This is a genomic window from Bradyrhizobium sp. SZCCHNS1022 (assembly GCF_032484835.1).
Taxonomy (GTDB): domain Bacteria; phylum Pseudomonadota; class Alphaproteobacteria; order Rhizobiales; family Xanthobacteraceae; genus Bradyrhizobium.
In genome coordinates this window covers 1,097,202-1,115,536 of record NZ_JAUETT010000002.1, presented here as the reverse complement: position 1 = coordinate 1,115,536, position 18,335 = coordinate 1,097,202, and the positions used below count along the sequence as shown (strand labels likewise).

The 18,335-nt window shown below is 62.5% G+C and carries 16 protein-coding genes; 6 read left to right on the top strand and 10 right to left on the bottom strand.

Going from position 1 to position 18,335, the window contains the following annotated elements:
* The first annotated feature begins 73 nt into the window (after positions 1-73).
* The 3 genes from QX071_RS18710 (at position 74) to QX071_RS18700 (ending at position 2,381) form a co-directional block, all read left to right on the top strand.
* Entirely contained in the window at positions 74-757 is a 684-nt protein-coding gene (locus QX071_RS18710) for a UPF0149 family protein (protein WP_315704101.1), read from the top strand.
* Positions 758-890: 133 nt separating this feature from the next.
* Positions 891-1,445 carry an SRPBCC family protein gene (locus QX071_RS18705; RefSeq protein WP_315704100.1) on the top strand — a complete coding sequence of 185 codons (555 nt, stop codon included), beginning with the start codon at positions 891-893 and terminating at the stop codon, positions 1,443-1,445.
* Between the two features lie 3 nt (positions 1,446-1,448).
* Positions 1,449-2,381 carry a YncE family protein gene (locus QX071_RS18700; protein WP_315704099.1) on the top strand — a complete coding sequence of 311 codons (933 nt, stop codon included), beginning with the start codon at positions 1,449-1,451 and terminating at the stop codon, positions 2,379-2,381.
* Positions 2,382-2,441: 60 nt separating this feature from the next.
* On the opposite strand, the gene QX071_RS18695 is transcribed toward QX071_RS18700, so the two are convergent.
* Positions 2,442-3,110: an HAD-IA family hydrolase gene (locus QX071_RS18695; RefSeq protein WP_315704098.1), complete on the bottom strand. Its 669-nt coding sequence runs from the start codon at positions 3,108-3,110 to the stop codon at positions 2,442-2,444.
* Between the two features lie 415 nt (positions 3,111-3,525).
* Between QX071_RS18695 and QX071_RS18690 the strand changes: the two genes are divergently transcribed.
* Positions 3,526-3,843, top strand: a complete 318-nt coding sequence (locus QX071_RS18690; protein WP_315704097.1) for a hypothetical protein — start codon at positions 3,526-3,528, stop codon at positions 3,841-3,843.
* A gap of 170 nt (positions 3,844-4,013) precedes the next feature.
* Here QX071_RS18690 and QX071_RS18685 read toward each other — a convergent pair whose 3' ends face one another.
* The 8 genes from QX071_RS18685 to QX071_RS18650 form a co-directional block, all read right to left on the bottom strand.
* The gene (locus QX071_RS18685; RefSeq protein ID WP_315704096.1) at positions 4,014-5,132 is read right to left on the bottom strand and encodes a DUF262 domain-containing protein; all 1,119 of its coding nucleotides are present in this window, start codon (positions 5,130-5,132) and stop codon (positions 4,014-4,016) included.
* Between the two features lie 2 nt (positions 5,133-5,134).
* The gene (locus QX071_RS18680) at positions 5,135-5,920 is read right to left on the bottom strand and encodes an FRG domain-containing protein (protein ID WP_315704095.1); all 786 of its coding nucleotides are present in this window, start codon (positions 5,918-5,920) and stop codon (positions 5,135-5,137) included.
* A gap of 2 nt (positions 5,921-5,922) precedes the next feature.
* Positions 5,923-8,904, bottom strand: a complete 2,982-nt coding sequence (uvrA, locus tag QX071_RS18675) for an excinuclease ABC subunit UvrA (protein WP_315704094.1) — start codon at positions 8,902-8,904, stop codon at positions 5,923-5,925.
* A gap of 311 nt (positions 8,905-9,215) precedes the next feature.
* The gene (locus QX071_RS18670; protein WP_315704296.1) at positions 9,216-9,845 is read right to left on the bottom strand and encodes a porin family protein; all 630 of its coding nucleotides are present in this window, start codon (positions 9,843-9,845) and stop codon (positions 9,216-9,218) included.
* A gap of 272 nt (positions 9,846-10,117) precedes the next feature.
* Complete coding sequence (locus tag QX071_RS18665; RefSeq protein WP_315704093.1) at positions 10,118-10,882, bottom strand: outer membrane protein; 765 nt, start codon at positions 10,880-10,882, stop codon at positions 10,118-10,120.
* Between the two features lie 271 nt (positions 10,883-11,153).
* Entirely contained in the window at positions 11,154-11,891 is a 738-nt protein-coding gene (locus QX071_RS18660; protein ID WP_315704092.1) for an outer membrane protein, read from the bottom strand.
* Positions 11,892-12,101: 210 nt separating this feature from the next.
* Complete coding sequence (locus tag QX071_RS18655; RefSeq protein ID WP_315704091.1) at positions 12,102-12,857, bottom strand: outer membrane protein; 756 nt, start codon at positions 12,855-12,857, stop codon at positions 12,102-12,104.
* Between the two features lie 351 nt (positions 12,858-13,208).
* Entirely contained in the window at positions 13,209-13,988 is a 780-nt protein-coding gene (locus QX071_RS18650; protein WP_315704090.1) for an outer membrane protein, read from the bottom strand.
* A 471-nt stretch (positions 13,989-14,459) separates the two neighbouring features.
* Here QX071_RS18650 and QX071_RS18645 point away from each other — a divergent pair, with 471 nt between their 5' ends.
* Both QX071_RS18645 and gyrA read left to right on the top strand, forming a co-directional pair.
* Positions 14,460-14,951, top strand: a complete 492-nt coding sequence (locus QX071_RS18645; protein WP_315704295.1) for a single-stranded DNA-binding protein — start codon at positions 14,460-14,462, stop codon at positions 14,949-14,951.
* Positions 14,952-15,140: 189 nt separating this feature from the next.
* The gene (gene gyrA, locus QX071_RS18640) at positions 15,141-17,909 is read left to right on the top strand and encodes a DNA gyrase subunit A (RefSeq protein WP_315704089.1); all 2,769 of its coding nucleotides are present in this window, start codon (positions 15,141-15,143) and stop codon (positions 17,907-17,909) included.
* An 86-nt stretch (positions 17,910-17,995) separates the two neighbouring features.
* Here gyrA and QX071_RS18635 read toward each other — a convergent pair whose 3' ends face one another.
* The gene (locus QX071_RS18635; RefSeq protein ID WP_315704088.1) at positions 17,996-18,253 is read right to left on the bottom strand and encodes a hypothetical protein; all 258 of its coding nucleotides are present in this window, start codon (positions 18,251-18,253) and stop codon (positions 17,996-17,998) included.
* Positions 18,254-18,335 lie beyond the last annotated feature (82 nt).

The window sequence follows — 18,335 nt, the reverse complement described above, 5'->3', positions numbered from 1 at the left end:
TCCACGCGCCTGACGGGCAAACCACCCCGTCGCGGAAAGAGTCGTACATTTGAATAAGAACGGACGAGCAAGCATGCTGGATCAGAGCCGCCGCGACCAGTTGGAGCACATCCTGCTTGCGCTCGACGATCGGGCGATGGTGCTCGAAGAGCTCGACGGTTTCATCGCCGGCTTGCTGGTCTGTCCCGAGCCGGTTCCGATCGGCGAATGGTTCGCGGTTGCTTTCGGCATGACCGGGGGGCCCACGTCGGTATTCGACACGATCGACCAGGCCAATCGGGTTCTCGGCCTGGTCACGAACTATTACGACGATGTCGCGCTTACCCTTGCGCGACAGCCGGAAAGTTATCGGCCGCTGTTTCCCATCGATGAGCGCAATGGCGACGTGTCGTGGGAATTGTGGATGGAAGGCTTCGCGGCGGCCATGGATCTGCGTCGCGGCGCGTGGACGAAGCTTCTCGATGTCGGGGGCGAAGTAACCGCAGCCACGGCGGGCCTGTTCATGTTGGCCGATATCGCCCGCGAGAACCGCCATGAGCTGCCGGAGGATGAGGTCGCGCGCTTGACGCGGCAAGCGCCGAGGCTGATCCCGCAATGGATCGTGGCCTTATATAGGCATCGCCTGAACAAGCCCGAACCGGTACGCAGCCTTGCCGATCAGCCCGCCCCGTTCGTCCCTGGGCGGAAGATCGGCCGCAATGAGCCATGCCCCTGCGGTTCCGGCAAGAAATACAAGCGCTGCTGCGGCGCGAATTGAACCGCACTGCGGTCACCGGGCCGTGCCGAGATGATTGCGGTCCGTGACTTTTTTGTTGCGGCGCCGATATCGCCTGTAAGATGATGGCAGGACGCGCTCGGCGCGGCGTAACAAGAACGATCGAGGAAGCGATATGAGGGTAACAATGGCCAGGGCCGTCGCGGTGCTGGCGGCAGTTGCGGTGGCCACGACGGCGTTGACGGCAGCGTGGGCGCACGGCCCCACCCGGCGCAAGGTCCAGGAGCACGTGGAGATCAACGCCCCGCCGGCCAAAGTGTGGGCCGTGATCGGCAATTTCCAGGACATGAGCTGGCTTGGCCCCGTCGCTAAGACCGAAGGCGAGAAGGGCAACGAGATCGGCGCGACGCGACGCCTCACGCTCAAAACCGGCGCCACGATCGAGGAGGAACTCTACAAATACGACGCCGAGAAGATGAGCTATTCCTACCGGATCACCGCTGTCGATGTGAAGGTGCTGCCGGTGACCAATTATTCGTCCACCATCACGGTGTCGCCGAGCGCCGACGGCAAGGGCAGCCTGGTCGAATGGGCCGGTGCCTTCTATCGCGGATATCCCAACAACGATCCGCCGCCGGAGCTGAGCGACGAGGCGGCGATCAAGGCGGTCACCGACCTCTATCATGATGGCCTCGACGGACTGAAGAAGAAGGTCGAGAGCGGAAGCTGACCGGTGCGGGCTCTGCTGATCGCGGTCTGCCTCGTGCTCTCTGGCGCGGTGCAGGCGGAGGAAGCGTTCGTCACCAATCAGCTCAGCGATGACCTCACCGTGGTCGATCTCGCGACGTTGCGGCCGTTGGCCACGATTCCGATCGGCGGCAAGCCGGCCGGGGTCGCGGTGGCGCGCGACGGCCGATTTGCCTACGTGACCAGTCCCGACGACAAGGCTGTCAGCATCGTCGATGCGGCGGCACGGCAGGTGACGGGGCGGATCGAGGTCGGCGGCGGACCTCTCGGAGTTGCGGTCGCGCCGGACGGTGCCAAGGTCTATGTCGCGGACTGGTACGCGGCGGCGATCCGTGTCGTCGATCCCAAAGCCCGAGCCGTGGTCGCGAGCATCGCAGTCGGCGCCTCGCCCTCGGGGCTCGCGCTCACGCCGGACGGCAAGCTGCTGCTGTCAGCGGACCGCGACGATGACAGCGTCTCCGTCGTCGACACCGCGACGCGCGAGCGCAAGGCTGTGATCAAGGTCGGCACACGGCCGTTCGGCGTCACCATCGATGCCGAGGGCCGGCGTGCCTACACCGCGAATGTCGGCTCCAACGATGTCTCGGTGATCGACCTTGCTGATAACAGCGAGGTCGGGCGGGTGAAGGTCGGGCTAAGGCCCTATGCGGTCGCGCTCGCGCAAGGCAAAGCCTTCGTCACCGACCAGTACGACGGGACCGTCAGCGTGTTCGACCTGGCGAGCCTTAAGCCGCTCAAGCGCATCACCGTCGGCGACTATCCGGAGGGAATCGCGGCAACGGGTGACGGCCAGCGCATCATCGTTGCGAACTGGGAAAGCAACACGCTCAGCATCATCGATGCCGTTGAGCTGAAAGTAGTGAGCGAGGTCAAGGTGGGTGACGGCCCGCGCGCGTTCGGGGCGTTTCTGCGGCGGTGAGGGCGCCGCGCAAGCGTACTTGGCACAGTCCCGTAGGGTGCGCAAAGCGAAGCGTGCCGCCTATCTTCGCCACGGCAAGCATGGTGGGCACGGCGCTCTTTGAAGTCCGACAACCGCCACCGCAATCTCCTCCATGTGCTCGAACACCACATCAGGCCGGTGCGCGATCAGCGCTGGTCGCGCCGCATAGCCCCAGGTGACCGCGCCGCAGGTAATGCCGGCGGCGCGCGCGGCCTCGATGTCGCGGATCTCGTCTCCGATCGAAATCGCCTGCGCCGGTTCGAGCCGGGCGCGCCTCAGCACGCGGCGAAATTTCTGTGCCTTGCCGAAGACCGATGCAGAGCAATCGAAATCGGCAAACAGCGCGGCCAGCGGCCCGAGCTTCTGTCGCGCGTTGGCTTCCGTATCGGAGGAGACCAGCGCGAGAGTGACACCGTTGGCCACGAGCGCGCCGAGCATGGTGTCGACGCCATCGAACAACGGAATGGTCGCGGCAGCAGCAGTCTTCAGCTTGCGCATGTGGCGCGCGATCAGCGGCAGCTTCCACATCGGCACCTCGAGGAAGTCCAGGATCTCGCGGGTCGAGGCGTGCCGCAGCGTCTCCACGTCCTCTTCTTGCACGCGGCGGAAACGATAGTGGTCGGCAACCAGGTTCACGGTGCGCGCGAACCAAGGGAAGCTGTCGACCAGCGTGCCGTCGAGATCGAAGATGGCGAGGGAATAGGGCATCAAGGGCAGGCGAGACTCTCGTTGGACAGCTACGTTACTCTTTCGCGCGTGACAAGCCGAAGAATGGTCAGCTCCCAGCGATCCGATCGCGCCTTCGTCGCCGCCACACCTGCACTGTTGCTGCGAAGGCGCGCGTGCGCGGGGACCCATAATCCCGGAGCTCTCGTTGGACGTGAGATGTCGCTGCAACACAGCGGCGGCGGTGATCATAGGTCCCTGTGTCTGGAAAGTCGGCTCAAGGCCGGGACGACAGTTCGCATGCGGCAGGCAATGAGGGTCTGATCGCTGTCCCATGTTGCGAAAGTAAGATCATCATCACGGCCCATCACCTTCGCTCACGTCTTTTGTGCGGTGGCAGACGGAACGCTCCCGCGGTGCAGCGGTTGACCTGTCACACAGCCAAAGGAGCATTCACATGCTACGCAAGACACAATTTGCCGCAGTGGCGGCCGCAACCCTGATCGCCGGAACCGCCGGCGCGTTCGCGCAGGGCTATGCCCATTATGACTCGATGGCCTGGGTTCCCGGTCCTGGCTATGCCGCCGGCCCGGCTGACAGCTATGACGCCGTCCCGCCGCGGCCGACCTATTACCGGAGCTATGGCTGGAACGGCTACGGCACCTACGGTAACGGCACGAACCACCCGACTCCGGGCTCGACCCAGGGCGACGTCGGCCCCCAGGGCAACAACAACGGCACGGTGACGGGCGTCTATCGCTACCAGCCTTGGTGACATCAGTCGGAGCCAATAGTGCTCAACGAAACCCGCCGCCCGCGATCGAGCGGCGGTTCTTTGACAGAACTTGTCTCGCTCGCGTAGTCGCTCGCGGTCAGGGCCGACTTGGACGTTGAACGCCTGATTAAGAATCTGCATCGAGCAGGTCGCGGCCAGCTTCAACGGGGCTAAGCTGCGGTGGCCTTCCTTCCCAAAGGGATAAGGTCCAAGAGCCTAGATTCGGTAGAGCGTCCAGTCGCAAATCCAGCCTGCATCTCTGGCATAGCCCAGACCTTCTTCGCGGCCCCTAAGAGGTCGTTCATTACTGGCTGCTTATTCGCAATGTGATAGCCTACGCCAAGCGCGAAGAGTTCGAATGCGGAAAGCAGGAAGGAACCCGTAAAATCTTTCTTGGAAGTTTCCCACCGTCGGAATAGCTGCTGACCTGCGTTCGCGGCGATCAGATCAAATGTCGCCTCAAAAATCTTCTTCAGCTTATTTTTATTCGCTTGGCTACTCATCGCAACATTCACCATCGCGTCATCTAGTACCTTGGGAAGGTCGCGCAACGTCGCATTATTGAGCTTATCAGATGGCCAATTGTGAAGCACCAAGAACCTTGTAACCAGTTCAAGGTCAAATCTCTCTTCGATCAAGCGCTCACTGAGTGAGACACAATCGGTGAAGCTCGGATATTGCGCCATCTCTTCGATTTGGGTGAAAAACTCTGGTGAGACGGCAACGAGTAAGGAGGACCGTAGCTCCGCCGGCGTTAAGGGGGTTCCGTAGCTATTTAGTCGGTGAAACAAGTCATACTTTGCTTGAGGAGAGGAATCTCTCTTTATGATTTTTATGTCGATCTTGGACCGCTTGATGTCTAAGCGTTGAGCTTCCGATAATGATTGGGCAGAAACTTTAGTCTGCCAGACCTTTCCTTCGAGTGCTGGCAAATAGGTCGTGCCCTCCATCACTAGCGTCTTGTACGGCTTGCCTTCCTGATCGATCAATTCTCCTTGTAATTGAAGGATGGTCGAAACTCTCTGCAGTCCGTCTACTAATTCCCACTTACCGTCCTCCGTCTGCGCAACAAAAATAGAAGGCAGTGGAATCCCGAGCAATATGCTCTCCACTAGTCGCGATTTCTGGAGAGTAGACCAACGAAAAAGGCGCTGAAACTCTGGTCGTATTATCAACTCTCCATTGCGGTACAAGCTGGTGAGCTCGCCAATGCTCATCGGATAGCCATCTGAGGAGATGGATCGTCTTGCTTCAGCGATCTGCGTTTCGAGCGCTCTATCGTTGGGCATTACTACGATCTCCATCCTTCAGTTCGGCTTAACTCAACCGCCAAGGCGGGTAACTCAGGAAAGACCATTGTTTCACGGAATCCGATGGTAGCTAGATCTTGCGACAGGCGTGACTTGTCGCCTTGAATTGTCAATTTCCATAGAAGTCCTTCGGTTTCCGCCGCGAACAATTCTAGTGGGCGAACGTCATTTCCCCAAACCATGAATGTTCCTCGTTGGGCAACAATCCGGCTCGAATTGTGTGTTCCGAAGATCGCGACAGGCGATTTGTTTCTACGCTTCGTAGTTTCAGGACGGTAAGATTCGATCTCCTCGTCTGAGGTGGTAAGGACGTGGATGGAATCGCCGTATTCAGAGAGGACCGGCATGGCTCTATTCCATGCGATTGGATCCACGCACCAAATGGCAGGTGGATGATCCGCTTCTGCTGTGGAGGATGCGGCAAGTGCGAAATGTGCCGCAACGAATAGATTTTCGCTCCAATCTAAGAGTCTCGTCGGAACTCCATAATGCTGCATGGCGAATAGATGCTCCCAATCGCTTTGAGGGTAGCCCGCAGGCCAGTAAGCCATGCTCCTTTGACGGAATCTCGTCAGCAGTCTTCGTTCCCGTTCAAAAACCTGATCAGAACTTCGCCCTTCTCTCATGATTTTCGGCAACAAAGAGTGGTTGCTGTTAGCGATGCCTCGGAACCACAAGAAGGAGTCCGGGCTAAGCTGCTCAGCGATGCCTAGCGTTTCTGTTAGCAATCCGGCGAGGCCTTCGACTTCTTTATGAATTACGGGCATCCTCACTCCGCCGCTTCGCTGGCACTGCCGCTGCGCTTCTTCGGCTTCGATGACTTTTCCAGCACCGGCTTCAGGAACTGCCCGGTGTAGCTGCGCGGCGCCTTGACGATGTCCTCCGGCGGACCCCAGGCGACGATCTCGCCGCCGCCGTCGCCGCCTTCGGGGCCGAGATCGATCACCCAGTCCGCCGTCTTGATGACTTCGAGATTGTGCTCGATCACCACCACCGTGTTGCCCTGCGCGACCAGCTCGTGCAGCACCTCCAAGAGCTTTTTGACGTCGTGGAAGTGCAGGCCCGTGGTCGGCTCGTCCAGGATGTAGAGCGTGCGGCCGGTCGCGCGCTTCGACAATTCCTTGGCGAGCTTGACGCGCTGCGCCTCGCCGCCGGACAGCGTGGTGGCTTGCTGTCCCACATGGATGTAGTCGAGCCCGACGCGGTGCAGCGTCTTGAAGGTCTCGCGCACGCGGGGCACCGCCTTGAAGAACTCGGCGGCTTCCTCGACCGTCATGTCGAGCACATCGGCGATCGACTTGCCCTTGAACAGCACATCGAGCGTCTCGCGGTTGTAGCGCTTGCCCTTGCAGACGTCGCAGGTGACGTAGACGTCGGGCAGGAAGTGCATCTCGATCTTGATGACGCCGTCGCCCTGGCAGGCCTCGCAGCGGCCGCCCTTGACGTTGAAGGAAAAGCGGCCGGGCTCGTAGCCGCGCGCCTTCGCTTCCGGCAGGCCGGCGAACCATTCGCGGATCGGCGTGAAGGCGCCGGTATAGGTCGCAGGGTTCGAGCGCGGGGTGCGGCCGATCGGCGACTGGTCGATGTCGATGATCTTGTCGATATGCTCCAGCCCCTCGATGCGATCGTGCGGCGCGGCCGCCTCGTTGGCGCCGTTGAGCTTGCGGGCGATTGCCTTGTAGAGCGTGTCGATCAGCAGGGTCGACTTGCCGCCGCCGGAGACGCCGGTGATGCAGGTGAACAGCCCGAGCGGAATCTCGGCCGAGACGTTCTTGAGGTTATTGCCGCGCGCGTTCACCACCTTGATGGTGCGGCGATGGTTCGGCGGGCGCCGCTCCGGCACCGCGACCTCGAGCTCGCCGGTGAGATATTTGCCGGTCAGCGATTTCGGGTTGCGCATGATCTCGGCGGGCGTGCCCTGGGCGATGATGTGGCCGCCATGCATGCCGGCGCCGGGCCCGATGTCGAGCACGTAATCGGCAAGGCGAATGGCGTCCTCGTCATGCTCGACCACGATCACGGTGTTGCCGAGGTCGCGCAGGCGCTTCAAGGTGTCGAGCAAGCGGGCATTGTCGCGCTGGTGCAGGCCGATCGAGGGCTCGTCGAGCACGTAGAGCACCCCGGTCAGGCCCGAGCCGATCTGCGAGGCCAGGCGGATGCGCTGGCTCTCGCCGCCGGAGAGGGTGCCGGAGGAGCGCGACAGCGTCAGATAATTGAGGCCGACGTCGAGCAGGAAGGTCAGACGCTCGCGGATCTCCTTCAGGATGCGTGCGGCGATCTCGCTTTGCTGCGCATTCAGGCTCTCCGGAACGTCGGCGAACCATTCGCCGGCAGCCTTGACGCTGAGATTGCTGATCTCGCCGATGTGCTTGCCGGCGACCTTGACGCACAGCGCCTCGGGCTTGAGCCGGTAGCCGTTGCAGGCGGCGCAGGGCACGTCGTTGAAATATTTGCCGAGCTCTTCGCGCGCCCATTCGCTCTCGGTCTCGCGGAAGCGGCGCTCGATATTGGTGATGACGCCCTCGAACGGCTTCTTGGTGTCGTAGGAGCGGACGCCGTCCTCATAGGTGAACTTGATCTCGTCGTCGCCGGAGCCGTGGAGCAGGGCGTTCTGCACCTTCTTCGGCAGGTCCTTCCACTTGGTGTCGAGCGTGAACTTGTAGAATTTGCCGAGCGCGGTCAGCGTCTGCAGGTAATAGGGCGACGACGACTTGGCCCAGGGCGCGATGGCGCCCTTGCGCAAGGTGATATCCTTGTCGGGGATGACGAGATCGGCATCGACATGCTGCTCGACGCCGAGGCCGCCGCATTCCGGGCAGGCGCCATAGGGATTGTTGAAGGAGAACAGCCGCGGCTCGATCTCGGGAATCGTGAAGCCGGAGACGGGGCAGGCGAACTTCTCCGAGAACAGGATGCGCTCGGGCCCGCTCTTGTCGTGGATTTTGGCGGTCTTCTTCTTCTCCTCGGCCGGCGCCGAGGCGGGGGCATCCGCGAACTCGATCACCGCCAGCCCTTCGGCCAGCTTCAGCGCGGTCTCGAAGCTCTCGGCGAGCCGCTGGCCGATGTCGGAGCGCACGACGATGCGGTCGACCACGACGTCGATGTCGTGCGGAAACTTCTTGTCGAGCGTGGGCGCCTCGGCCAGCTCATGGAACGCGCCGTCGATCTTGACGCGCTGAAAGCCCTTCTTGAGATATTCGGCGAGCTCCTTCTTGTACTCGCCCTTGCGTCCGCGCACGACCGGCGCCAGCAGATAGAGCCGGGTGCCCTCGGGCAGCGCCAGCACGCGGTCGACCATCTGCGACACGGTCTGGCTCTCGATCGGCAGCCCCGTGGCGGGCGAGTAGGGCACGCCGACGCGCGCCCACAACAGTCGCATGTAGTCGTAGATCTCGGTGACGGTGCCGACGGTGGAGCGCGGGTTCTTCGAGGTCGTTTTCTGCTCGATCGAGATCGCCGGCGACAGGCCGTCGATCTGGTCGACGTCCGGCTTCTGCATCATCTCCAGGAACTGGCGCGCATAGGCCGAGAGCGATTCGACGTAACGGCGCTGGCCCTCGGCATAGATGGTGTCGAAGGCGAGCGAGGATTTGCCCGAGCCGGACAGGCCGGTGAACACGACCAGCTTGTCGCGCGGGATCTCGACGTCGATGTTCTTCAGATTGTGCTCGCGCGCGCCACGAATGGTGATGGCGCGGAGGCTGGACGGGTTGCCTTGCTGACGCTGCTTGGCCTTAAGCACTTCATCCATTGCGATTCGTCCCACGGCGCGGCTTCCGGCGCCATCGTTGCGGCGCGCAGACCCGCACGCCTCAGGTTCAGGCGCGCTCCGCCGGGAACCGGCCATCGGACGCCAAAGGAGAAGGTAGACCTGGAACGTAGGAAGAACGGCGGTGGATTTCCAGTGCCGTCCGCGAATCATCAACAATGCGCTGGCGGAATGGCAGTCCGTGGCAGCAGCGCCAATCGAGCCACCTGGCACAGACAGGCGAACTCGCAAAGAAAAAGCCTCCGCTCGCGGGAGCGGAGGCTTCGACCGTGGCCCGTAAAGGCCAGCGATTCTTAGAAGTGGTAGTTGATGCCGACCTGCACCGAGTGCAGGTTGAGGTCGCCGGACGGAACACCGAAGTAGGTCTCGCCGCCGAAGCTCTTGTAGAGGTACTCGGCCTTGACCGACCACTTCGGAGCGAACAGAACTTCGACACCAGCGCCGACGGTCCAGCCGCTCAGGAACTTGGATTCGGACGCGGTCGCACCGAGGGTGGTGAGCGAGAGCTTGTTGTTCGCCCAGGCGTAGCCGCCGGTGCCGTACAGCAGCACGGTGTTGAAGGCGTAGCCGATACGGCCGCGGACGGTGCCGGTGCTGTCGATCTTGTCGGTGAGAGTCAGGCCGAGCCCGCTAACCGATGCGTTGATGTCAGCCCAAGCCGCGTCGGTCTCGAGACCATAAACCAGGCTGCCAGCCTGCCAGTTGTAGCCCAAGGTACCGCCAGCGAAGCCGCCCTTGATCGACGGGCTGCCGCTGTTCTCAGAGGCATAGCCGCCCATGCCGCCCAGATAGAAGCCGGCCCAGGTCGGCAGCGGCGCCATCACCGGAGCCTTGGTGTAGGTGCGCGCGGCCAGGTCAGCGGCGACGGCAGGGGCCATTCCCAGCGCGGCAAAGGCCACAGTCGTCAGCAGAATTTTCTTCATAATTTTCAGTCCCATTCTTCCTCGTCGCTCCCGCCATAGGTGTGACAGGAACGTACCCGTTCAGATTGACGGAACCGCTATAACCGAGGTCTGCTCGAAAAACCGTCACTTCCGGGCCACAGTCGTGTCCAAAGCACGCCATTGGGAGCAAAAACCGGAAAGGCTTTGCAGCTCAGCCACATCTTCTGCAGGGGGCCGAAACGGCCGCCGCCCGGCCGACGAAAAAGGCCGGCGTGACGCCGGCCTCTGAATTCGACCTGCTGCGCGATCGATCAGTAGCGGGTCAGCGCCGGGCCGCCGAAGCGGTAGTTGACGCGCACGGTCGCCATGTCCACGTCCTGCTTGATCGTGTCGGTGCGGGCATTGGCGACGGCGGTGGCCGGGAAGCTGACGTTGCGGCTGCCCATGAACAGGTGATCGTACTCGAGCGCCACCGACCAGTTCGGGGCGAAGCCATACTCAAGGCCGGTGCCGACGGTGCCGCCCCAGCGTGTTTCGCTCGCCGAATCGATCTCCGCACCGGTCAAGGTGGCCAGCCCGCGATACTTGTTGTGGGTGACGGCAGCGCCGCCCTTCACGTACCAGAGCACGTTGCCCCAGGCGTAGCCGACCTGACCGGTGAACAGGCCGATCGCATCGGTCTTGGTCTGGTTGGTGACGCCCGCGGCCAGCGCTGCCGTACTGACATTGGAGGACTTCAGGTCCGTCCAGTCGCCCTGTGCTTCGAGGCCGAACACCCAGCTCGCGGCCTGCCAGCGATAGCCGATCTGTCCGCCGACCACGCCGCTGGTGGCGTTGTGGCAGCCCTCAGGTTGTGTGACCGCCAGCGGCACGCCGGCAACGTTGTTCAGCGTCCAGCAATTATGGCTCCAATCGGCGCCACCGTTCGCGCCGATATAGAAGCCGGCCCAGGTCGGCAGCGGCGTCACGTAGGCCGGCGGAGCCTTGGTGTAAGAGCGCGCAGCCAGGTCAGCGGCGAAAGCAGGCGCGATCCCGACGGCCGCGAAGCTCGCAGTCAGAAACAGCATTTTCTTCATTGTCGTCTCCAGTCCCATTGATCCTCTTCCGGACCCCACAGTCCGGTCCCACCCAAGTGGCTGGAGCAGAATTCTAACGAAGTCGCCTTTCAAAGCTGTCACCGCCGTGCTGCATCGAGCGGAAGCTGCTGATCGTGCTTAAGGATTGGTAAGCGTTTCGCGCACCGGCGAAACGCTACGGCGCACCGGGGTCGAACTACGGCAAACAAGTTTGTTGTTCGTCAGCTCGATCGCGGCCGATCCTGGCGATTGAGAGCAGGGCAGCTACTTGTCAGTGCTTCGCGACGACCGGACCGCCCCAGCGGTAGTTCACGCGCAACGTCGCGAGGTCCGCGTCCTGGCTCACCGTCTCGCCGCGCGAGGCCGCACCAGCGGGAACGCCGGAGAAATTGAGCGCGCGGTTGCCCATGAAGATGTGGTCGTATTCCGCGGCGACCGACCAGTTCGGCGCAAAGCCGACCTCGATGCCGGTGCCGACGGTGCCACCCCAACGGGTCTCGGCGGCGCGATCGAACACGGTGCCCGCAACTGTCGCCAAGCCGTTGTATTTGTCGCCGACCACGGCCGCGCCGCCCTTCACGTACCACAGCGTGTTGTTCCAGGCGTAACCGACTTGGCCGGTGAACAGGCCGACGGAGTCGATCTTGGTCTGATTGGTGGTCGCTGCCAAGGCCTGGCTGGCATTGCTGCCCTTGAGATCGGCCCAGTTGCCCTGCGCTTCGAGGCCGAAGACGAAGGCGCCGTTCTGCCAGCGGTAACCGATCTGGCCACCGGCGAGAGCACCAGTGGCGTTGTGACAGCCCTCTGAGGTCCCTGTTGCCGTGTTCGTCCAGCAGGTGTGGGCAGAGCCGCCCCCGGCGTTCAGGCCGACATAGAACCCGCCCCAATCATAGATGGCGGCGAGCATGGCAGGCGCTTTGGTGTAGGTGCGCGCGGGCAGATCGGCTGCGATCGCCGGCGCCGCCCCCAGCGCCAGCAACGTTGCCGCCCCCAGCAACATTCCCCACATCGCAGTCCCCAAGTCCCGTCCGACGCCCGCACGCACACCAACACCCCCCGCCGCTGGGGTCTATAGCCGTTTTCCCTGTCAGTGGCCGTCACCGAAATGCCACAACGACTAGCCAAGTTCCACAGCTGTCGCGTCAAGCCGGTAGCAAACAAAAGGCCGGCGCGAGGCCGGCCTTCCGGAATTGGTATTTGCCGCGCAATCAGTACGCAATCAGTACTTGGCGATGACCGGTCCGTTGAAGTGCCAGATGATACCGGCCTTGACGGTGTGAACCGTATCCTTCCACTCGGAACGATTGGTCGGAACAGGCGAGTACTGGATCGTGCTTTTGCCGAAATCGATGAAATTGTATTCGAGCTTGGCCGACCAGTTCGGGGCGAACATGTATTCGCCACCGGCGCCGACGGTCCATCCCCAACGCCAGTCGTTCTGAGAGAAGGAGTTGGCCGCACCGCCATTGAGGGCTGCGTCGTAGCGATGCTGGAGGTCGCCGACAGCCGCGCCGCCGCTGATGAAGAGCAGCCACGGGCCGTTCGCCCAGCCAGCGCGGCCCTTGATGTCGCCGAAGCTGCGCAGCTTGGTGAAGTAAGTGTCGCCGAGACCTGCATTGACCACACCCGAGCGGCCGCTGATGTCGGACCAGTGGTAGTCGCCCTCGATGCCGATCAGGTAGTTCCCGAACTGCCAATTGTAACCGGCTACGCCACCGACGAAGCCGCCGGACGTGTTGTAGCTCTGGGTGCCCACGAAGATTGCCGTGTTCGGCGCGCCGAAGAAGGTCTCTTTGCTGCGACCCCAGCCGCCGCCGCCTTGGACACCGATGTAGAATCCGGCCCAAGTGGGCGGAAGCGGTGCGGCGATAGGTGGCGCCTTGGTGTAGGGCCGGGCGGCCAGGTCGGCGGCGCTGGCCGACGTCACCAGTCCAAGAGCAATCAGGCTAACAGCACCAAGCAAAAACTTTTTCATTGCATACCCTTTCAAATTTGCGCGCTTCGTTACGTGCGCTCGGAAGCGCGGGTGTTCGTGTTGGCCGCACTCGCGTTCCGATTGAATATACGACGATTCAACCCATGATGCTGTGTCCGAAAGGCAACAATGGCGCCCAATCAGCGGCGAAAGCCGGGCCATTCGCGTACCACGGCATCTTGGTCCAGGCTTCAACCGATCTTGGATGGCGCCAGTCATCGGCGGGGCGACGCGACCCCAGCAATATTCCACGCATCGCGCAGTTCCCAGCCAAGGGGGCGTCGAACCAAACCGGCAACCAACAAAAAGGCCGGCGCGAAGCCGGCCTTTCCGAGAAGAGGATTTGCGCGTTTAGTAGCGGGCAATGATCGGGCCGCCGAAGCGATAGTTCAGCCGAACCAGGCCGATATCGGCATCCTGTTTGATGCGATCGCTGGCAGAAAACGCGCCAGCCGGCGTGACCGAGTCGACGGTATGCCGGCCAAGGAAGAGGTGGTCATATTCGACGCCCACCGACCAATTCGGAGCAAAGCCGTATTCAAGGCCGACGCCGATGGTTCCACCCCAGCGGGTGTTGTCAGCGGAGTCGACGAGGGTGCCCACAACGTTGAAGGTCCTGAACCTGTCTCCGACAACCGCGACGCCGCCCTTCCCATAGACCAGAACATTGTTCCAGGCGTAGCCGACCTGGCCGGTGATCAGGCCGAATGCGTTGATCTTGGACTGATCGGTGAGGCCTGCGGCAACAAGCGCGGTGCCGCCCAGCAGATTGACGTTGCTGCCACGGAAGTTGGCCCAGTTGCCCTGGCCTTCGACGCCGAACACCCAGCTCGCCATCTGCCAGCGATAGCCGATCTGGCCGCCGGCCGTCGCACCGGTCGCGTCGTGGCAACCCTCGTCCAACGGTGTCGCCAGCGTACCGAAGCCTGCGGTGGAAACCAGATCCCAGCACTTATGGCTCGAACCGCCGCCGGCGTTGATGCCGATGTAGAAGCCGCTCCAGTCATAAAGCACCGGCGCAACCGGAGGTGGGGCTTTGGTGTATGGACGTGCAGCGAGGTCGGCGGCACTTGCAGGCGTGACCAGTCCCAGGGCGATCAAGCTCACGGCACCAAGTAAAATCTTTCTCATCAGAAGTTCTCCCGCATTGCGCGCTTTCATTTGGGTCCCCCGGAAAGCGCCAACTAACAAATCTGTCCGACCGCCGAGGCGGCTTGTCATTGCTTGTGCAGGATACGCGATTCAACTCAAAATGCTGTCGCTAAAAAGCCACACCCTGGTCGCGAAATGGGAGTTCTGATGGCATCATAAGTTAATGAAAGTGCTTAAGTATCTGGGATGCCATGGAACTTTATTCCGGTTCCCGGCGGGAATTTGGTCAAATTTCGCCTCAAACGGGAACTCTACGCATGGTTGTGGGAATAGGATTCGAACAAAGCTGGAACGTGGCGCGACGGCTTGCTATATGTGGATAATCAAGGAGAAGGCGGGTCGCCGGCGCGACAAGCGTATAGGGTCCGCCGACTGAGGAAGGACCCCAGCCGCCGCATGCCGATCGGCCGGTGGGCACCGGTCCAGGAATTCGAGCCGCGGGAGAGTGTGATGGCGGGAAGTGTGAATAAAGTGATTCTGGTGGGCAATCTCGGCAAGGATCCCGAGATTCGGCGCACCCAGGACGGGCGGCCGATTGCCAATCTCAGCATCGCGACCTCGGAGACATGGCGCGACAAGGCGACAGGTGAGCGCAAGGAAAAGACCGAGTGGCACCGCGTCGTCATCTTCAACGAGGGGCTTTGCAAAGTTGCCGAGCAGTATCTGAAGAAGGGCGCGAAGGTTTACATCGAGGGCGCGCTGCAGACCCGCAAATGGACCGATCAGAGCGGCGTCGAGAAGTACTCCACCGAGGTGGTGCTGCAGGGGTTCAACTCGACGCTGACGATGCTGGATGGCCGGGGCGGCGGTGGCGGCGGCAGCTTTGCCGACGAGCCAGGCGGCGATTTCGGCATCGGTGGGCCGTCATCCGCACCAGCGCCGCGCCGGCCGGTTCCGGCCGGTGGCCGCAACAGCGACATGGACGACGACATTCCGTTCTGATCGCCGGCGGGGCGCGTTGAGAAACGCGGGTCTGGCGCCGCATTTTCCTCGACCGACGAGCGCCTTAAGTCACTGGAAAAACGAACAGAAAAAGCCGCCCCTTCCGTGCGGGGAGGGGTGGTTTGCGGGGCTGCGATGCGCTATATGATTCGCATCGATTTCCGCGTGCAAAACTGACCGGATCCCCAATTGTCCGACACTGAAGATGAGAAGCCCGGCGAGCCGGGCGGACCTTCCGACATTCGCCCCGTCTCCATCCTCGACGAGATGAAACGCTCCTACCTCGATTACGCGATGAGCGTGATCGTGGCGCGTGCGCTGCCTGACGCGCGTGACGGGTTGAAGCCGGTGCACCGCCGCATCCTGTACTCGATGTACGAGCAGGGGCACACGCCGGACAAGAAATACGTGAAGTCCGCCCGCGTGGTCGGCGACGTCATCGGTAAATATCACCCGCATGGCGACCAGTCGATTTACGACGCCATGGTCCGCATGGCGCAGGACTTCTCCATGCGCGTGCCGCTGATCGACGGCCAGGGCAATTTCGGCTCGGTCGACGGTGATCCGCCGGCAGCCTATCGATACACGGAAGCGCGGCTGGCGAAGTCGGCGATCCCGCTGCTCGACGACATCGACAAGAACACGGTCGACTTCGTTCCGAACTACGACAACTCTGACAAGGAGCCGTCGGTCCTTCCGGCCAAGTTTCCGAACCTGCTGGTCAACGGCGCCGGCGGCATCGCGGTCGGCATGGCGACCAACATCCCGCCGCACAATCTCGGCGAGGTGATCGACGCCTGCGTGGCGCTGATCGACAATCCCGCGCTCACGATCGACGAACTGATCAACATCATCCCGGGCCCGGACTTCCCGACCGGCGGCATCATTCTCGGACGCGCCGGCATCCGCTCCGCTTACCATCTCGGCCGCGGCTCGATCGTGATGCGGGGCAAGGTGACGATCGACACGATCCGCAAGGATCGCGAGGCGATCATCATCTCGGAGATCCCCTATCAGATCAACAAGGCCACGATGGTGGAGCGCATCGCCGATTTGGTGCGCGAGAAGAAGATCGAAGGCGTCGCCGATCTGCGCGACGAGTCCGATCGCGAGGGCTACCGCGTGGTGGTCGAGTTGAAGCGCGATGCGGTACCCGACGTGGTGCTGAACCAGCTCTACAAGTTCACGCCGCTGCAGACGAGTTTCGCCGCCAACATGCTCGCGCTCGATGGCGGCCGACCGCAGACGATGAACCTGAAGGATTTCCTGACGCTGTTCATCGCCTTCCGCGAACAGGTGGTGACGCGGCGGACCAAATATCTGCTCGGCAAGGCCCGCGACCGCGCCCATATCCTGGTCGGTCTTGCGGTTGCGGTGGCCAATATCGACGAGGTCATCCGGGTCATCAGGACGTCGCCCGATCCCGCCACGGCGCGCGACGCGCTGATGTCGCGCGACTGGCCGGCGCGCGACGTCGAGTCCATCATCACCTTGATCGACGATCCGCGCCATCGGCTTGCCGACGACGGCACGATCCGGCTGTCGCTGGAGCAGGCCAAGGCGATCCTCGACCTGCGCCTGCAGCGGCTGACGGCGCTCGGCCGCGAGGAGATTTCGGACGAACTCGACAAGCTGAAGATCGAGATCAACGACTATCTCGATATCCTGCGCTCGCGCGCCCGTGTCCAGGGCATCATCAAGACCGAACTCGCGGCCGTTAAGACCGAGTTCGGCACGCCGCGCAGGACCGTCATCATCGAGCAGGAAGGTGAGGTCGAAGACGAGGACCTGATCCAGCGCGAGGACATGGTGGTGACGGTATCGCACGCCGGCTACGCCAAGCGCGTGCCGCTGTCGGCCTATCGCGCCCAGCGCCGCGGCGGTAAAGGCCGCGCGGGCATGCAGACCCGCGAGGAGGATTTCGTCAGCCGACTGTTCGTGGCCTCGACCCATACGCCGGTCCTGTTCTTCTCCTCGCGCGGCCAGGTCTACAAGGAGAAGGTCTGGCGGCTGCCGGTCGCCGCCCCCAACGGGCGCGGCAAGGCGCTGATCAACATCCTGCCGCTGGAGCAGGGCGAACGCATCACCACCATCATGCCGCTGCCGGAGGACGAATCCTCCTGGGCCAATCTCGACGTGATGTTCGCCACGACGGGCGGCAATGTCCGCCGCAACAAGCTGTCGGATTTCGTCGAGGTCCGCCGTTCCGGCATGATCGCGATGAAACTCGACGAGGGCGAAGAGATCGTCGATGTCCAGATCTGCACCGAGCGCGACGACGTGCTGCTGACCGCCGCCGGCGGTCAGTGCATCCGCTTCCCGGTCAATGACGTCCGCGTCTTCACCGGGCGCACCTCGATGGGCGTGCGCGGCATTGCGCTGCCATCGGCCGACAAGGTCATCTCGCTGTCCATCCTGCGCCACATGGAGGTCGACTCCGAGGAGCGTGCCGCTTACCTGCGCCGCGCCAATGCCGTGCGCCGCGGCGGGGCCGATGAGGAGACGGGGATCGATACCGAGGAGGCAGCAGCCGGCTCGACCGTCGAACTCGGCGAGCAGCGCTATGTCGAGATGTCGGCGGCGGAGCAGTTCGTGCTGACAATCAGCGAGAACGGTTATGGCAAGCGGACCTCGTCGTTCGAGTACCGCACCACCGGTCGCGGCGGAAAGGGCATCGTCGCGATGTCCGTCAATGAACGCAATGGCAAGCTCGTTGCCTCGTTCCCGGTCGAGGACGCCGACCAGATCATGCTGGTGACCGACAAGGGCCAGTTGATCCGCTGCCCGGTCGAGGACATCCGGATTGCCGGCCGCTCGACGCAGGGCGTGATCGTGTTCAACACCGCCGACGACGAGAAGGTGGTCTCGGTCGAGCACATCGGCGAGGAGTCGGAGAACGGCGCCGGCGGAAACGGCCACAGCGACCAGGGAAACGGGGATCAGGCGAATAGCGAGTAGCCGAATGGTGAACAGGGAGGGCGAGCAGGATCGAGCCTATTCGCTACTCCCCATTCGCTATTCGCAGATGTTCGCTGCAGCTTGTTTCACTGCGGCTTGTCGACCGCCACGACCCGTGCGTCGTTAACCACTGCCTTCGTTCCCGCGGTGCGTAGGCACGCCGCCTCGAAATTCGGCCAGGCTTGCTCCGAGCAGCCGCGACCGATCGGGCGGATGTCGAGGCGGTCGCTTTTGGCGAGCGGCTGCGGCACGCTGGCTTCGACCTTCGGGGCGAAACCGGGCAGAATGGTCAGGGCAGCAGCCACGAACGCGGCCACCGCGATGGCAGAAAGCGCTTTGATCACGACGATCCCCTGTCGAGGGCCGTTCTGGCCCTTGTTGTGGAGGTTGAATACAAAGCGCGGGTTTCTAGTCTCCTTCGCAAAA

Excerpts from the sequence above, each read along its gene's own strand:
- QX071_RS18710 (WP_315704101.1), top strand. The coding sequence starts at position 74 with ATGCTGGATCAGAGCCGCCGCGACCAGTTGGAGCACATCCTGCTTGCG.
- QX071_RS18705 (WP_315704100.1), top strand. The coding sequence starts at position 891 with ATGAGGGTAACAATGGCCAGGGCCGTCGCGGTGCTGGCGGCAGTTGCG.
- QX071_RS18695 (WP_315704098.1), bottom strand. The coding sequence starts at position 3,110 with ATGCCCTATTCCCTCGCCATCTTCGATCTCGACGGCACGCTGGTCGAC.
- QX071_RS18690 (WP_315704097.1), top strand. The coding sequence starts at position 3,526 with ATGCTACGCAAGACACAATTTGCCGCAGTGGCGGCCGCAACCCTGATC.
- QX071_RS18685 (WP_315704096.1), bottom strand. The coding sequence starts at position 5,132 with ATGCCCAACGATAGAGCGCTCGAAACGCAGATCGCTGAAGCAAGACGA.
- QX071_RS18680 (WP_315704095.1), bottom strand. The coding sequence starts at position 5,920 with ATGCCCGTAATTCATAAAGAAGTCGAAGGCCTCGCCGGATTGCTAACA.
- uvrA (WP_315704094.1), bottom strand. The coding sequence starts at position 8,904 with ATGGATGAAGTGCTTAAGGCCAAGCAGCGTCAGCAAGGCAACCCGTCC.
- QX071_RS18670 (WP_315704296.1), bottom strand. The coding sequence starts at position 9,845 with ATGAAGAAAATTCTGCTGACGACTGTGGCCTTTGCCGCGCTGGGAATG.
- QX071_RS18665 (WP_315704093.1), bottom strand. The coding sequence starts at position 10,882 with ATGAAGAAAATGCTGTTTCTGACTGCGAGCTTCGCGGCCGTCGGGATC.
- QX071_RS18660 (WP_315704092.1), bottom strand. The coding sequence starts at position 11,891 with ATGTGGGGAATGTTGCTGGGGGCGGCAACGTTGCTGGCGCTGGGGGCG.
- QX071_RS18655 (WP_315704091.1), bottom strand. The coding sequence starts at position 12,857 with ATGAAAAAGTTTTTGCTTGGTGCTGTTAGCCTGATTGCTCTTGGACTG.
- QX071_RS18650 (WP_315704090.1), bottom strand. The coding sequence starts at position 13,988 with ATGAGAAAGATTTTACTTGGTGCCGTGAGCTTGATCGCCCTGGGACTG.
- QX071_RS18645 (WP_315704295.1), top strand. The coding sequence starts at position 14,460 with ATGGCGGGAAGTGTGAATAAAGTGATTCTGGTGGGCAATCTCGGCAAG.